The 14942-nt window shown below is 42.8% G+C and carries 13 protein-coding genes and 1 pseudogene; 3 read left to right on the top strand and 11 right to left on the bottom strand.

Translation table 11 applies throughout. From position 1 onward, the window contains the following. Positions 1–266 precede the first annotated feature (266 nt). The 4 genes and pseudogenes from HMPREF2637_RS07600 to rlmD form a co-directional block, all read right to left on the bottom strand. The gene (locus HMPREF2637_RS07600) at positions 267–2354 is read right to left on the bottom strand and encodes a heavy metal translocating P-type ATPase (RefSeq protein ID WP_037599273.1); all 2088 of its coding nucleotides are present in this window, start codon (positions 2352–2354) and stop codon (positions 267–269) included. Then, positions 2338–2700 (bottom strand): ArsR/SmtB family transcription factor, encoded by a 363-nt coding sequence (locus HMPREF2637_RS07595; RefSeq protein WP_002890511.1) that lies wholly within the window; start codon positions 2698–2700, stop codon positions 2338–2340. The genes HMPREF2637_RS07600 and HMPREF2637_RS07595 overlap by 17 nt, the downstream gene beginning before the upstream one ends. Before the next feature lie 14 nt (positions 2701–2714). Further along, a pseudogene (locus HMPREF2637_RS11575) lies at positions 2715–3548 on the bottom strand (ZIP family metal transporter). 601 nt (positions 3549–4149) lie between these two features. Next, positions 4150–5505: a 23S rRNA (uracil(1939)-C(5))-methyltransferase RlmD gene (rlmD, locus tag HMPREF2637_RS07585; protein WP_064523293.1), complete on the bottom strand. Its 1356-nt coding sequence runs from the start codon at positions 5503–5505 to the stop codon at positions 4150–4152. Positions 5506–5718: 213 nt separating this feature from the next. Between rlmD and HMPREF2637_RS07580 the strand changes: the two genes are divergently transcribed. From HMPREF2637_RS07580 to HMPREF2637_RS07570, 3 genes are read left to right on the top strand one after another with little or no spacing between them, the layout of a single operon-like run. Then, entirely contained in the window at positions 5719–6267 is a 549-nt protein-coding gene (locus HMPREF2637_RS07580; protein WP_002885920.1) for a carboxymuconolactone decarboxylase family protein, read from the top strand. Between the two features lie 39 nt (positions 6268–6306). Then, positions 6307–7371: an acyl-CoA dehydrogenase family protein gene (locus tag HMPREF2637_RS07575; RefSeq protein WP_064523291.1), complete on the top strand. Its 1065-nt coding sequence runs from the start codon at positions 6307–6309 to the stop codon at positions 7369–7371. A gap of 16 nt (positions 7372–7387) precedes the next feature. Next, a complete protein-coding gene (locus HMPREF2637_RS07570; RefSeq protein ID WP_064523288.1) occupies positions 7388–8326 on the top strand; it encodes an SLAC1 family transporter in 939 nt (312 codons plus the stop codon). A gap of 14 nt (positions 8327–8340) precedes the next feature. Here the strand turns inward: HMPREF2637_RS07570 and HMPREF2637_RS07565 are convergent, their stop codons facing one another. From HMPREF2637_RS07565 to HMPREF2637_RS07535, 7 genes are all read right to left on the bottom strand, one after another. Continuing rightward, on the bottom strand, positions 8341–9762 hold the full coding sequence (locus tag HMPREF2637_RS07565; RefSeq protein WP_064523286.1) for an LCP family protein: 1422 nt from the start codon (positions 9760–9762) through the stop codon (positions 8341–8343). A gap of 11 nt (positions 9763–9773) precedes the next feature. After that, on the bottom strand, positions 9774–10598 hold the full coding sequence (pheA, locus tag HMPREF2637_RS07560; RefSeq protein ID WP_064523283.1) for a prephenate dehydratase: 825 nt from the start codon (positions 10596–10598) through the stop codon (positions 9774–9776). Then, on the bottom strand, positions 10589–11080 hold the full coding sequence (locus tag HMPREF2637_RS07555) for a shikimate kinase (RefSeq protein WP_037599269.1): 492 nt from the start codon (positions 11078–11080) through the stop codon (positions 10589–10591). Before HMPREF2637_RS07555 ends, pheA begins: the two co-directional genes overlap by 10 nt. Then, positions 11073–12356, bottom strand: coding sequence for a 3-phosphoshikimate 1-carboxyvinyltransferase (gene aroA, locus HMPREF2637_RS07550; RefSeq protein WP_037599268.1), 1284 nt, complete (start codon positions 12354–12356; stop codon positions 11073–11075). The genes HMPREF2637_RS07555 and aroA overlap by 8 nt, the downstream gene beginning before the upstream one ends. An 80-nt stretch (positions 12357–12436) precedes the next feature. Beyond that, positions 12437–13387 carry an L-lactate dehydrogenase gene (locus HMPREF2637_RS07545; protein ID WP_037599266.1) on the bottom strand — a complete coding sequence of 317 codons (951 nt, stop codon included), beginning with the start codon at positions 13385–13387 and terminating at the stop codon, positions 12437–12439. Between the two features lie 88 nt (positions 13388–13475). Beyond that, on the bottom strand, positions 13476–13814 hold the full coding sequence (locus HMPREF2637_RS07540; protein WP_037599265.1) for a YlbF/YmcA family competence regulator: 339 nt from the start codon (positions 13812–13814) through the stop codon (positions 13476–13478). Between the two features lie 9 nt (positions 13815–13823). Then, complete coding sequence (locus HMPREF2637_RS07535; RefSeq protein ID WP_070839847.1) at positions 13824–14930, bottom strand: prephenate dehydrogenase; 1107 nt, start codon at positions 14928–14930, stop codon at positions 13824–13826. Positions 14931–14942: the final 12 nt, after the last annotated feature.

Raw genomic sequence — 14942 nt, 5'->3', positions numbered from 1 at the left:
TAAAAAGGTATAAATTCTCAACAAAAGGGGGTTACTCCCGCGCCTTCGGGAAGGAAAAAAAGAAATGGCGCAAAATCAAGGTTTTATTTTTGAAATTTACCAGAAAATACCCTTAATGAAAGTAACGTAGTTCTTGTTGATGGTCATAGTGTGTTCTATTGATGCACGTTCAACGGTTACTAGATTTAGGTTAAAATCGTTAAAGCCCATATCATAGTTTAAAAAAGCGATTATACAAAAACTTGTATATCGCTCTGTTTGTTCACTTACTTTGACAAAGTGGAGGTATCTATCCTCAAGGTCCTCAATGCATTCCATACTGCCAGTAGCGTTACACCAACATCTGCAAAGATGGCCTCCCACATATTAGAAATTCCCAATCCACTTAGAACCAAGAAAATTAGTTTAACTACAATAGCCAAGGTCATGTTTTGTTGGGCTATTCTGACTGTCTTTTTTGCCAGTCGAATGACTTGAGGAAGTTTTCCAAGGTCATCATCCATCAGTACAACATCTGCTGATTCAATGGCTGCGTCCGAACCTAGCCCTCCCATAGCAATACCAACATCTGCCCTAGCAAGAACCGGTGCATCATTCACCCCATCTCCAACAAAGGCAACAGCCTGCTGAGACTGAGTCAGAATTTCCTCAAATGTACTCACCTTATCCTGAGGCAAGCAATCTCCAAATGCATCATTAAAGGCAAATTGCTGTGCAAATTCATCAACCACTGCCTGACGATCGCCTGAAAGGAGAACCGTCTTTTTAATTCCGACTGCCTGTAAATCCTTCAAGGCCTCGATGCTCGTCTCCTTCACTTGGTCTGTGATAAGGAAATAGCCTAGAAAATGACTGTCCTCTGCCAAATAGAGAACTGTTCCTGTGCTGTCAATAGCTGGATAAGCAATCCCTTGAACTTCCATTAATCTAGCATTCCCAAGATAGAGCTGTCTGCCATCTACCCTACCGGACATGCCCTGCCCTGGTAGCTCGGTAATCTGACTCACCCTATTCTCGTCCACTTCCTGTCCATAGGCTGTTCGAATAGAGTTTGCGATTGGATGATTGGAATAGCTTTCCAGATGGGCAGCGAGGTACAGAATATCATCCTCGACACCTTCTGCGTTGACAACGGTATCCACCGCAAAGATACCTTTTGTAATTGTCCCCGTCTTATCAAATACGACCGTATCCAACTTGGCAAGAGCCTCTAAATAATTCCCACCTTTCACTAAGACACCTAATTTAGATGCTCCCCCTAGCCCGCCAAAGAAACTCATTGGTACCGAAACCGCAAGAGCACAAGGGCAAGAAATGACTAAAAAGGTAAGTGCCCGATAAAGCCAAGTCGACCACTCCCCTAAACCAAGCAAGGGAGGCAGGCTTGCAAGCAGAAAAGCGATTCCGACAACCACTGGTGTATACACACGCGAAAAACGTGTGATCATCCGTTCCGTCTCCGCTTTTTTATTGCTTGCATTTTCAACTAATTCCAAAATTTTGTTGACCGTTGATTGCGAAAAAGTCTTACTCACTTCAATTACCAATGGACTAGTCAAATTGATCACACCACTTGTAATGTCCTCACCAACGCCAATTTCCCTAGGCAGTGATTCTCCTGTCAAGGCTGACGTATCCAGAATAGAACGACCTTCTCTGACCAGACCATCTAGGGGCACCTTCTCCCCAGGCTTAACTAAAATATGGTCCGCAACCCTTACTGTTTCAGGGTCTACTTGAACGGTTTCTCCCCCCTCTAGTCTCCAAGCCTTATCCGACCGAATATCCATCAATCGTGCAATGGACTGACGAGATTGAGAGGTGGCCTTATCTTGGAAATACTCCCCAATCTGATAAAAAAGCATGACGGCTACTGCCTCTGGAAATTCTCCCAAGAGAAAGGCTCCTAAGGTCGCGATACTCATCAAAAAGTTTTCATCAAAAAGATTACCACGTTGAATATTTTGAACCATCTTGATAAGAACCTTATGGCCGATAATGATATATAGGGTCAGATAATAGACCAGACGAATCCAGAAATACTCCTCTGGCAGGAAAAAGCCGAAGGCAAATAGAATCATAACAGCAAGTAGCAGCTCTTTCGCCCAATCTCGTTTTTCTGGAAGTGCCTCTTCCTTTTTCTCACTGATAACTTCGATTCCAGGTTCAATAGCATCCACCAAGTCAATAATTTCCTTATCTATCCCATCTTCGCTTTTTGTTTCCAAAATCAGCTTTTGAGCTATCAGATTGACAGTGGCAGATTCTACCTGCTCCAATTGATTGACAGCACGTTCAATCTTAGCAGCACAATTGCCACAGTCAATTCCTCGAAGTTCATACTCTTTCTTCATGTTTTTCCTCTTTCAAATGTTTCAGTGTCAAAGACAAGACTGCTGCGACATGATCGTCCGCAAGTTCATAATAGGTCATCCTTCCTTTTTTCTCCCCCTTGACCAATTGGCAGTCCCGCAGATAGCGTAGTTGGTGAGAAATAGCAGACTTGGTCATCTGTAACGCAATCGCTAAGTCTCCGACACAAATTGGATTTTGCCGTACTGCTTGTAAAATCCGCAAACGAGTTGGGTCAGAAATCGCCTTAAAAAAATTGGACATATTTAGCAATGTAACGGTATCAAACTCCGTCTCATGGACCCCTTGAATTAAATCTGGATTACAAGCTGTTAAACACTGTGACATATTTTCTATTCCTCCTATACTAAAGTTGTATCAAGTAACATCATGATTAGAAATCCGGCCATAACCCCACCTGTCGCAATATCGGTATTCTTGTGCTCTTGAGCACCTGGCACAAGTTCTTCCACTGCAACATAAATCATGGCTCCCGCCGCAAATAAGAGAGCATAAGGTAGTAGCTGGGTCATAGACATAACAGCATAGGCCCCTAAAACAGCTGCAATCGACTCAACAATCGCTGACATGGCGCCATAGTAGAAAGCTGATTTCCTACTTCGCCCTTCTACCCGTAGTGGCAAGGACAAGGCAGAGCCTTCTCGAATATTTTGGATGCCAATTCCCAAGGCCAATCCAAGGGCACTCATTCACGTAAAGGAAAGTCTAGTTGCGAGATTTGCCACACTAGCAAATGCCACACCAACTGCTAAGCCCTCTGGTATATTATGAAACACTACCGCCAGATAAAGCAGCATGGTCTTTGATAAGGGTCTTTTGGGATTCAAAATCCCTTCCTTATCACTCATCTGATGATTCAAATGTAGGTCGGGAACCAAATAATTAATAAAGCGGATAAATAAGCCCCCGACAATAGAACCAACAGCCGTCGTCAACCAGTAAAATCTGTTCGTAGCTATTGACTGGCTATAGTCCAAAGAAGGGACAAGCAAAGGCCAGACTGCCGCTGCCGTCATAATGCCCGCTGCCAAGCCCATCATCATATCCATGAATTTTTGATGAATGGTTTTGACAAAAAAGACCAAACTAGCACCGATAAGGGTACAAAACCAGTTGAATAAGCCAGCTAATAAAGCTTGCATTACTGGTGATAGAGAAGAAAAATTACATCTCATACCTCAATAATCGATGATTCAGTTGAACAACCACTCAACTATTATCATTATAGTTGAACACTCGCTCAATTGTCAAGGAAGAAAGTAAAAAAGCTATGAGAAATCCCCATAACTTTGTAAATTATTGAAGCAATCTCGTGTTCTTAGAGAATATCACAATGCCATAAAAAGCCCAAAGGACTATTTGGAATTATCATATCATATAACGCTTCGACACAATTTAACGATTACTATATTGAGAAACAAACTTTACTCCTCAAGAAAGTTAGATGTTCCCAATGCTATCCGTAAGAGTACTTAAAACCTTGAAACATACTGATTTCAAGGTTTTTATAACGTGTTATTGTATCACCTAATTTCTACTGATTTCCATAGATCAAACCTTTCGTGATTTTTTCATATAGGTGGGTACGTTTCTATTCCCTCAAACTCCTTGTCAATGGAAATAAAAACGTACCCACAGTGTAAATGGAAATAGAATTTGAGAATTCCTAACTATCACTTCCACTCACTCCAAAAATTACTTACTCTAATACTTCCCCACCATAAAGCAAAAAGCCTTGCAATCAAGGCTTTTCATTATCCCTTTCGTTCAAAGGTTCTAGGCTTTTACGAGCAAAGCTACACACTCCACGTGGTGCGTTTGCGGAAATAAATCAACCGGTTGTACTTTCTTCAATTCATATCCCAATTCTTGGTAGAGTTTGATATCACGCGCCATTGTTGCTGGGTTACATGAGACATAGGTAATCTTCTCAGGTTGCATGGCAACACTGGCTTTAATAAAGCTTTCTGTCAAGCCCTTGCGTGGTGGGTCCACAATGATAACGTCTGGTTTGATGCCATCCTTGCTCCACTTGGCCATGGCATTTTCGGCTGAGTCCGCCACATAGTGGGCGTTAGTAATGCCGTTGCGTTCTGCATTTTTCTTAGCATCTTCGACGGCTGTTTCGATGACTTCAACGCCATAGACTTCCTTGACCTGTTTGGCGAACGACAAACCGATTGTCCCGATTCCTGAATAGGCATCAATAACAATGCTGTCGCTGTTTAGGTCTGAGAAGTCAATGGCTGTTTGATAGAGTTTCTCAGCCATTTCGGTGTTAACCTGATAGAAAGACTGGGCAGAAATCTCATAGTCATTACCCAACATACTGTCTGTGATGGTGTCTTGACCATAAAGGGTGCGGAACTCCTTGCCAAAGATGGCGTTAGTGTTCTTATCGTTGATGTTTTGGATGATAGAAACAACATTTGGGAAGGCTTCCGTAATCTTAGCAATGACTTGGTCAATACGGAAAATTTTTGGTCTAGTCGTTACAAAGACCAGCATCATCTGACCTGAATAGTGGCCACGACGAACCACCAAATGACGAATCAAGCCTGTCTGCTCCTTCTCATCATAAGGTTTAAGGTCATAGCGGCGGAGAAGGTCACGGACAAAGACAATGAGTTTATCAATTTCCTTGTCTTGGATGAGGAAATCTTCAATTGGAATCAAGTCGTGCGAATTCTTGCGGTAGAAACCTGTTTCAAGCTGACCTTTAACACGGCGAACAGGTACCTGAGCCTTGTTACGGTAGGCGTAAGGCGTCTCCATCCCCAATGTTTCAGCGACCTCTACGTCTGAGATACCTGCTGTCTTATAAAGGTTGTCCACAACTTGTTTACGCTTGAACTTGAGCTGCTCCTCGTAGGTCATATGCCCAAAATCAGCAATTCCTGAACGGAGATAGGTCGCATCAATGTCCTGATTGCGGTTTGGTGAAAGGGTCACATACTCCTCAACCTTACCAAAACCGATATTTTTCTTGAGCTTAAGCACGCGCATCTTGATGACTTCACCTGGGAGGGCATTATCCACGAAAAAGACAAAGCCGTCCACCTTGGCAACGCCTGCTCCTTCATGTGTCAAATCGACAATTTCAACTTCTACAATATCGTTTTTATTTAACATAATTCAACTTTCTTTACTCTTATAGGGCTTAAACATATCTTCTAAAGCCTTTTACTACCCTCCATTATAGCACATATAAATTAAATTTATGGCTGGCCATAAATAATATAGATTTTTCAGAAAAGTCATACAGTGCTATCATAGGTCCATGACAAAAAATTAAACGACTCAGCAACCTAGCTAGATGTCGTTTCTATATAAAGGAGAATAATCATGCCAGATATTACCATTCATACAATCGAAACTGCACCAGAAGAAGTCAAAGATGTCCTTCAAACAGTCAAAGATGCCAATGGAGGATACATTCCAAACTTGATTGGTCTCCTTGCTAATGCGCCAACTGCGCTTGAAACTTACCGTACTGTCGGTGAAATCAACCGTCGCAATTCATTGACACCAACTGAACGTGAGGTTGTACAAATTACAGCTGCTGTTACTAACGGATGTGCTTTCTGTGTGGCAGGTCACACAGCCTTTTCAATCAAGCAAATCCAAATGACACCTCAACTTTTGGAAGCCCTTCGTAACCGTACACCAATCGAAGACGATCCAAAACTTGATACCCTTGCTAAATTCACTATTGCCGTAATCAATACCAAAGGTGCCGTTGGAGACGAAGCCTACAATGACTTCTTGGAAGCTGGTTACACTGCACAAAATGCCCTTGACGTTATCTTGGGTGTCAGCCTTGCTAGCTTGTGTAACTACGCTAACAATCTCGCACAAACACCGATTAACCCTGAACTTCAAGAATTCGCTTAATTCAAAACCAAAGGATAAACTAGAGGAGGACCTAAGCCTATGTCACATTTTTCAAAAGAATTCCTTACTTGGTTGGATACCAACGCTGACCATATTGACCAAGAGTCTGGACCCATTGCGGACCAGCTTCTTGAAAAAATTGCTGAAAACGACGTCTTTAAAATCGGCGTACCTGCTGAGTTTGATGGCCTAGGTGGTGGTCCTACTCAAGTCGTTGATGTACTTGATGAATTGGCACAACACTCTTTGACAGCTTCCTTTATTTCTTGGGGGCACCGTACTTTCATCGAGTATATCCTTGCGAGTGATAATGCTTACCCTCGTGAAACATGGTTGAAAGAATTGTATACCGGTGAGCGTGCTGGTGGAACTGGCTTGTCAAATGCGGTCAAATTCTTGTCAGATATTGAAGAATTGAATGTTACCATCAGTCAAGAAGGCGATGACTACTATCTTGATGGTCGTTTGCCTTGGGTAACTAACCTACGTTCTGATAAATTCGCTGCTCTCTTTGCTGCTGACTTTAAAGATGGTAGCCAACCTTGGATTATCACCATTCCATCTGAAGCTGAGGGTCTCAGCCGTTCTGAAGATTTGGAATTTGTTTCCCTTCAAGGTGCTAACACTGCCTCTCTTACTTTCGATCACGTTAAGTTAAATCCTAATTGGATCCTTTCAAAAGAAGGTACGGACTATATTGCCAAAACACGTCCGAACTTCCTTGGTTTCCAATTTGGTCTTGCCTTTGGTTTGGCCAAACGTTCTCTTGATGAGGTTGAAGCTAGTCTAAACAGTAACCGTAGCGTTCTTCGTGAAGAATTTGAAGCTACACGTGGAAATCTTCTTGCTATCCAAGACCAACTCTTTGCGGGGCTTAATGATGCCGATTATTTCATTGACAAACCACGTGAACTTTTCCAATTGCGTATCGATATTGTCGATGTCGTAGCCAACAGCCTACTCCTCGAACTTCAGGCTAGTGGTGGTCGTGGCTATTTGAAAGAATCAGAGTCAAGCTTTATCCGTCGTTGGAATGAAGGCGTCTTCCTTCCAATTGTATCTCCGAGTGCGGTGCAGCTTCGTCACATTCTTGCAGCTAGCTAGAAAGGCCGGTGGACCAATGAAGGTATTTTTTAAGAAAATTCCCTTGGCCCTATCTAGTCTAGTTCTTGCCCTCTTTAGTTTATCCAATCAAATAAGCCACTATGCCCTGATTGCTCAGGGTATTTGGTGTTTAGCCAGTATAGGTTTTATACTTATACTGGGACGCTTGATTCTTGGATTTGAACAAATAAGAGAAGATTTGCGAAACCCAGTCGTTGCTTCGGCCTTTGCTAGTTTCTTTATGGCTGCCTTTCTATTTGCCAGCCGCCTCCCACTAGCTCAAACAGGATTGAGTGTGACTTGGCTTGGACTCCTTGGACTTTATATTGCCTATATTATTTTTTTCAGTCTGCGTTTTTTACGCCCATTTTCTTTGAATCAAGTCTATCCAAGCTGGTTCGTGGTCTATGTTGGCCCTGCTATCAGTCTTGTGACAGTACCGGCTAGTGTTCCAACTAGCATCAAGGGACTTATTCTGGGAGTAACGGGATTTGCGACTCTAGCCCTCTTTCCACTTGTTTTATGGAGAATGAAACAGATAACCATCCCTCACCTATATCAGCCTATACTTGCCATTTTAGCAGCACCTCTGGCCCTTCTCATCACCAGCTCAATCAAGAGTAATCAAAGACCCGCAACTATTATTTTACTTGCCCTACTTCTATTCTCACAAGCATTCTTTTTCTACGCTCTTAATCTCTTTGTAAAACTGGTTAGAAAAGGCTTTATGCCACTTTTTGCAGCTTTTAGCTTTCCCTTGGTCAATAGTGTCAATGCTTTTAAGGCAGCTACCACAAGTCTGGGTTTAGTCAATCCAGCTACCCAATTGATTTATAAGGTAGAGTTCGTCATTATTCTTCTTATCATGACCTATTTGCTCTATCATTTTCTAAAACTCTTATACAAGGCGCTTATACAAGCTCTTAATACCAAAAAAGAAGCAGGTTCAGTGTGAACCTGCTTCCTTTCTTATCTAAATCCTAGTTCTTTTAATTTTGCCTGATAAGTGTCAAAATCAATTTCAATCCCTTGACCGCCATACAAATCATAGCTGTCAATCCAATCACCATCTGAAGGAATGGTTTGCGAATTGATCCCTTTTTTGAAACTTCCAGCATTTGAAAGTCCCAAGTCCAACATGTCTGTCATACTCATATTGGTTGAGGTTAGAGAGTAGACCTTCCCCAAAGCCTCAGGCCCTTTGAAGAGGCTAAGTGGATTCTTAAGCTGCTTCATGACAGCCTGCATCACTTGTTGCTGGCGCTTGGTACGGCCATAATCTCCCTCGTCATCCTTACGGAAACGGGCATAATTCAGAAGGGTGCGGCCATCCATATCTTGCTTACCAACTTTAATGGTTTGATTTGGCACGTGACCATTTTTATCCATTTTCAAATCATCTGGGACTTGAACCGAAGACACTTTTTTTCCATCAATGGTCGCAAACTTGGCATTGATTTCCACACCATTTGGGAAGAGGGTATCAACCCCTGTCGCAAAGGTTTCAAAGTCAACCATGGCATAGTACTTGATATCAATATCAAAGTTTCGTTTGAGCGTCTCACGCATGAGCTCTGCCCCTTGATGATTATTTTGCTCACCAATATTAAAGGCCGTATTGAGTTTCAAATCCTGAGAATAGTCGTTCTCTGAAGCCCCCTTGATATTGACCAAGGTGTCTCGCATAAAACTAACCATCTTGATCTTACCTTCTTTATTGCCAACATTGATAACCATAATGGAGTCTGTTCTGGCATCGGTAGATTCTTGGCTAACGCGTTGGTCAGAACCTAGAATAAGGATATTGACCCCATCCTTGGTATCCTTACCATTAAAGGTCTCAACTATAGCAGGCTGGTAGGATTTACCATTATTACCTGCAGCAGAAAGGTCTGTTCCCTTGTAAAATTGATAGGCCATAGCTATCACTAAGAACACTACTCCAAGACTCAAGCAACTAAGCACTAGCTTGACAACCTTCTTGAGCCTTCTCTTTTTCTTTGGCCGCTTCTTCTGGGCTACTTGCGACTTGGACTTTGGAGCCGACGTTATTGAAGGGGCTGCTTGTCTTTGAACCTTTTTACGTTTAGGTTTACTTTGAGCAACTTCCTCTCGATAGATGGGAAGCCCTTCCTCTGTCAGCTGATTGGCAGCCTCATAATCACGCTCTTGATAGTAGTCATAACGATTGTCATAAGGCTGGCGCCATGCTGCTTGATAATCCTCTCTTTGCGCTTGATATCTCCGCTCAGCTTCATAGGCATCTAACTTTCCTTGTAGATAATTGAATTCTGAAGCCTGCTGTCCATTCAGGTGAGCAAGATTTTTTAAAAGATAGCTGTAACGTAACCGTTCATGATGCGTAAACGGCCCATTGTTAGATTTGGTCATAAGATTTCCCTTTAAATTTCATAGACTTGGTAAGCACCCAAGATTTTATATCCAATTCCAACTGCAGTTAGCTCTTCAAGAGCGAACTGAGCCAACTTTTCCTTTGTATAATCACAATCAATAATGAAGAAATACTCGCCAAGTACCGTCTTCAACGGACGGCTTTCAATCTTGGTCAAGTCAATGCCTCGCCAGGCAAAGGTCGATAGGGCCTTGTACAGTGCCCCTGGCATATTGTCAGGCAGGGTCAAGGCCAGCGTTAATTTACAATCAATCTGACTGAGCGGAATCTCAGGAACTGTGTTCCCCAGCACCCAAAAGCGGGTATAATTCTTTTCAATCTCCTGAATATCCTTAGCCAATATTTGAAGACCGTATTCCTTAGCAGCTGCATGTGGAGCGATTGCTGCATAAGGCTGATCTGGATTATCAGCGACAAAACGAGCCGCAAAGGCTGTACTTGCTGTTGTCTCAATCTTGGCATGCGGAAAATGCTGTTTAATATACTTTTTCCCTTGGGCAATGGCCTGTGGATGTGAAAAGATTTTCTCAATCTTCTCATGATGCTTAGTCGCCATCAACTGCTGCTTGATAGGCTGAACAATCTCTGCCACAGCACGAATATCGGCCTGATGGAAGAGATAGTCTAAACTCTCATGAACAGAGCCCTCAATGGAATTTTCCACCGGAATGACCGCGTAATCCACACGTCCCTCTTCATAAGACTTGATAACCTCAGTAATGGTCCCTAGAGAAACCAATTCTGCCTCAGGAAAAGCCTTTAAGGCTGCATTATGCGTAAACGACCCACTAGGGCCCAAATAACCTACATACATTTGATAAACCTTGCTACTTCTTCTGGCGTTCGGTTATCAACTGTGACAACCAAATCTGCTAAATCTTGATAGAGTGCCATTCGACCGTCATAAATAGCCTTAAAATCCTCTTTGGAATGATTGAGAAAGAGTGGGCGCTGATTCTTGGTATCCTTTTCAATGCGATCATAGACCACATCGAAAGAAGCATGGAGCCAAACGTTATGCTTACGATTTTTCGTCAAGAGCTGACGATTGCGCTCCGTCACAACGACACCACCTCCAGTAGAGATGATGACGTCATCTCCCTCTTGAAGGAGTTCCTCCAAAGTCTCAGACTCAATCTGACGAAAGGCTGCTTCACCTTCTTTTGCAAAAAAATCAGCAATGGGCATGCCGATTTTCTCCTCGATGACCTGATCCATATCCACGAAACGACCATCCAGGTATGGGGCAACGGAACTCTTACCAACTCCCATAAAGCCCAATAAAACCTTAGCCATGGAGCAATCCTTCCAAATCACTAAAGAAGCTTGGGTAACTTGTATTGATAGCTTCCGCACGTTGCAAGTCAACCTCACCATCTTGAACCAAAAGGGCAGCAATAGCTGTCATCATACCAATACGGTGGTCACCCAAGGTATTAACCTCTGCCCCATGAAGAGCCGTCTTACCAGTGATAATCATACCATCCTCAGTTGGTACAATATCAGCACCCATAGCATTCAAGGCATCCGCTACCACCTGAATACGGTCAGTCTCTTTGACCTTAAGTTCTTCAGCATCACGAATCACAGTCTCACCTTGGGCTTGTGTCGCCAAGAGTGTGATAATTGGAAGTTCATCAATCAAACGTGGAATGATATCTCCACCAATTTCAGTTCCTTTAAGTTCTGAAGTTTCAACCGTAATGGTCGCAGATTTAGCAACCTGGTCAATATCTGAAAGGGTAATCTTACCACCCATGTCTTTGATCACATCAATGATACCCGTACGCGTCTCATTGATACCAACATTTTCCAAGACAATCTTAGAGTTAGGTACCACAAGTCCTGCTACCAACCAAAAGGCAGCTGAAGAAATGTCACCTGGAACCACAACTTCTTGAGCAGTGAAAGTTTGGCCACCAGAAATACGAATTTCCTTGCCATCTACCTGAAGCTGACCACCAAACTGCTGAATCATATCTTCCGTATGATTACGTGTTTTTTCCTTCTCGATGATAACAGATTCGCCATCAGCTTGAAGAGCTGCAAAAATAAGGGCAGATTTAACCTGAGCAGAGGCCACAGGCAATTGGTAATGAATAGGTTTAAGAGACTTGCTACCATGCATTTTCAAAGGTGGCAAATCGCGATCCGTCTGACCTGATACCTCTACACCCATCTGACGCAAGGGAATGGTCACACGGTCCATAGGGCGTTTTGAAAGGGAATCATCCCCAAACATCTCTACATCGAAATCTTGACCAGCGAGCACACCTGAAATCAAGCGAATGGATGTTCCAGAGTTACCCATGTCCAATTTGTTTTGAGGAGCCTTGAGACCATCAAAACCAACACCGTGAATGCGAACCACATCACCGTCATCCTCGATAGTCACACCCAGATCACGAAAGACCTGCATGGTTGAGAGGACATCCTCACCTCGTAAAATATCACGAACAGTTGTCACACCTTTAGCAAGACTTCCGAACATAATCGAACGGTGACTGATTGACTTGTCACCAGGGATACGCAAGTTGCCATGAAGACCTTGTGCCTTGGTTTCTAGTTTCATAGGTTACTCCTGAAAATTTTATAGTTGCTCTTATTATACCATAATTAAAAGCCTAACCATAGACTGAATTGTCAAAATATTCACTCTCTAGTATTAGTATACTTTTCTCTTAGCAAGGCAACTGCCTCTTGAACACGGTTCCGAATTAAGTTAGCAGACTCCTCCAAGAGACGATCTTCCTCAGCCGACAAAGACAAGTGAACAGGAGCAACCACCCCTTGACGTCCTAAAATAACTGGATAGCCAAGATAGGTCTGATAGGCTTCTTGATAGCTCGATACCGCCACTTCTTCTTGAGCATCAGAAAGGATAATGGCCACTAAACGAAGAGCCGCACTGGCAATGCCGTATGAAGTATAGCCCTTACCATAAAAGACCTTGTGACCACCCTTCATAGAAGCCATAAAAAGATTTTGACGCTCTTCTTCACTGGTCAATGCTGTAATATCTTGACCTTTGACCTTGACTTGACTCCAGGCTGTAAATTGGGAATTCCCATGTTCGCCAAGATTGTAGCCGGATACTGATTTTGGATTGACTGATAAATCATCTCCTACCGCTGCCTTCATTCTAGCTGTATCGAGTAGAGTCCCTGTCCCAATCACACGTTCTCTTGGCCAACCTGTGAACTCTTGATAGAGGGCTGATACGGCATCTACAGGGTTTGAGATAACCAAGAGTATGCCTTTAAAATCCAATTTTTTGAGTTCCTGAGAAACCTGATAAACAGCTTCTCGGGTAAATGGAAATTCAGCAAAACGGTCCTCACCGGCATTATGCTGTAACTGAATATTTCCAAGGGATGAAATAATCACATCAGCATCTTCAAGTGCTGCATAATCATTAACCACGATGTTGGCATAGCTAGGCAGATTGGCCATAGCATCTTTAAAATCCTGGGCATCCGCCTCAGCCTTTTTCTCATTGATATCTATAAAGACATAACTATCAGCCAAACCTTGAGCAATAGCTCCATGAGCTACCGCAGCTCCAACATTTCCCATACCAATAATTCCAATTTTACGAGCCATCATTTTCCTCCTTAATATTTGATCTTCATTCTTAGAGAATCTCTTTTGAATGCAGAAAAGGGCCTGTCAACCGACACACCCTCTCTGATTAGCTATTCAATTCTTGCAAAGGTTTGAAGATGATACGTTCAATATCATTCAAATAAACAGACAAGCCTTGTTGTGCAGCCAAGTATTCTTTCAAAAGGTCATTAGCTTCCACTTTTTGCCCCAATTCTTGAACAGCTGCTTGTTCTTCTGCTGTTGGCATTGTACCAGCTTGCATTTTAGCATAGAAATCCTCTTGGAAATCAGTGAACTCTTTGAAAAGAGCACTAGCCTCAGCATCAGCTGCGATAGCTTCTTTTTTCTCTACCAAAGTTTTGTACTCAGGAAGGGCACGAATGCCACGTTCCAACTCATTTGCTAAATCATAAATATTTGTCATTTTATTCTCCTAGGCGATCACCACATGATAGTCTGTATTGGCTTCAATAACAGTCTTAGCATGTGTACGATCTTTTTCATTTTTAAAAGTAATTTGAAGGATACCGTGAATATCTTCACGATTTTCTTCATTGATACGAAGGTTAACCAAAGACGTTCCTCGCAACAATTCCATAATGCTAAGGATAACGTCCTCACGGTCAGGCACATCCACGAAAATATCGAAGGCACTTTCCACGCCACCTTTTTTGTGGATTTCCATCTCTTTACGCTTCTTACGACCATTGTCAAAGAACTCCCAAATGGCATTCTCATCCTCAGCCTTAATCAAGTCAGCCACATGGTCCAAACGTTTTTTGAAATCTTCAATACGATCCAAAACAGCAAGCCCATTAGTCATGAGAATGGAAGCCCACATACCCGGTTCACTCTCAGCAATACGGGTCATATCTCGGAATCCCCCAGCCGCAAAGTGATTAGTCATCTCGTGAGCCTGAGCATAATCAGCTGCCTGCTCCATAAGTCCAGAAGCCAAAAGATGTGGAAAATGACTGATTTGACTGGTTACACGATCATGTTCAGCCGCATCAATCTCCACAAATCGTGACTTAAGCCCTGACAAGATGTCCTTAAGTTCAGGGATAGTTGTCTCTCTTGTTAGACTCGTCGGTGTGAAAATATAATAAGCATTTTCGAAAAGTGTCACGTCAGCTGCAATGGCCCCTGATTTATGAGAACCAGCCATAGGGTGAGAACCCACAAACTGAACATTTTTACCAGTTAGGTAACGTTCGGCTGCCTCAACAATATCCAATTTAGTAGACCCTGCATCTGTGATGATGACATTATCTTTGAGCTCCAAGTCAGCCAATTCCTTCAAGTAGGCCACAGTTTGCTTAATTGGCACTGCAAGGATAATCACATCAGCAAGTGGGGCAAACTCTTTGAAATCACTTGTTGCACGGTCAACGATACCACGCTCAAGCGCAATATTTCGAGAATAGTCAGAGCGATTATATCCAAGAAGCTCATAATCAGGGTGGTCCCTTTTAATCCCTAAGGCCAAGGAGCCACCAATCAAGCCCAATCCTGCGATATAAATAGTTTTCTTACTCATTACTACTCCCAT

This window comes from Streptococcus sp. HMSC065H07 (assembly GCF_001837325.1).
In the GTDB taxonomy this organism is placed as follows: Bacteria; Bacillota; Bacilli; order Lactobacillales; family Streptococcaceae; genus Streptococcus; species Streptococcus salivarius_H.
The sequence above is the reverse complement of the archived record's forward strand: the minus strand, read 5'-3'. Positions and strand labels throughout refer to the sequence as shown.

What these genes read in the sequence shown, in the direction of transcription:
- HMPREF2637_RS07535 (WP_070839847.1), bottom strand. Translation starts at nt 14,930, where the DNA reads ATGAGTAAGAAAACTATTTATATCGCAGGATTGGGCTTGATTGGTGGC.
- HMPREF2637_RS07595 (WP_002890511.1), bottom strand. Translation starts at nt 2,700, where the DNA reads ATGTCACAGTGTTTAACAGCTTGTAATCCAGATTTAATTCAAGGGGTC.
- pheA (WP_064523283.1), bottom strand. Translation starts at nt 10,598, where the DNA reads ATGTATGTAGGTTATTTGGGCCCTAGTGGGTCGTTTACGCATAATGCA.
- rlmD (WP_064523293.1), bottom strand. Translation starts at nt 5,505, where the DNA reads ATGTTAAATAAAAACGATATTGTAGAAGTTGAAATTGTCGATTTGACA.
- HMPREF2637_RS07555 (WP_037599269.1), bottom strand. Translation starts at nt 11,080, where the DNA reads ATGGCTAAGGTTTTATTGGGCTTTATGGGAGTTGGTAAGAGTTCCGTT.
- HMPREF2637_RS07575 (WP_064523291.1), top strand. Translation starts at nt 6,307, where the DNA reads ATGTCACATTTTTCAAAAGAATTCCTTACTTGGTTGGATACCAACGCT.
- HMPREF2637_RS07540 (WP_037599265.1), bottom strand. Translation starts at nt 13,814, where the DNA reads ATGACAAATATTTATGATTTAGCAAATGAGTTGGAACGTGGCATTCGT.
- aroA (WP_037599268.1), bottom strand. Translation starts at nt 12,356, where the DNA reads ATGAAACTAGAAACCAAGGCACAAGGTCTTCATGGCAACTTGCGTATC.
- HMPREF2637_RS07545 (WP_037599266.1), bottom strand. Translation starts at nt 13,387, where the DNA reads ATGGCTCGTAAAATTGGAATTATTGGTATGGGAAATGTTGGAGCTGCG.
- HMPREF2637_RS07600 (WP_037599273.1), bottom strand. Translation starts at nt 2,354, where the DNA reads ATGAAGAAAGAGTATGAACTTCGAGGAATTGACTGTGGCAATTGTGCT.
- HMPREF2637_RS07565 (WP_064523286.1), bottom strand. Translation starts at nt 9,762, where the DNA reads ATGACCAAATCTAACAATGGGCCGTTTACGCATCATGAACGGTTACGT.
- HMPREF2637_RS07570 (WP_064523288.1), top strand. Translation starts at nt 7,388, where the DNA reads ATGAAGGTATTTTTTAAGAAAATTCCCTTGGCCCTATCTAGTCTAGTT.
- HMPREF2637_RS07580 (WP_002885920.1), top strand. Translation starts at nt 5,719, where the DNA reads ATGCCAGATATTACCATTCATACAATCGAAACTGCACCAGAAGAAGTC.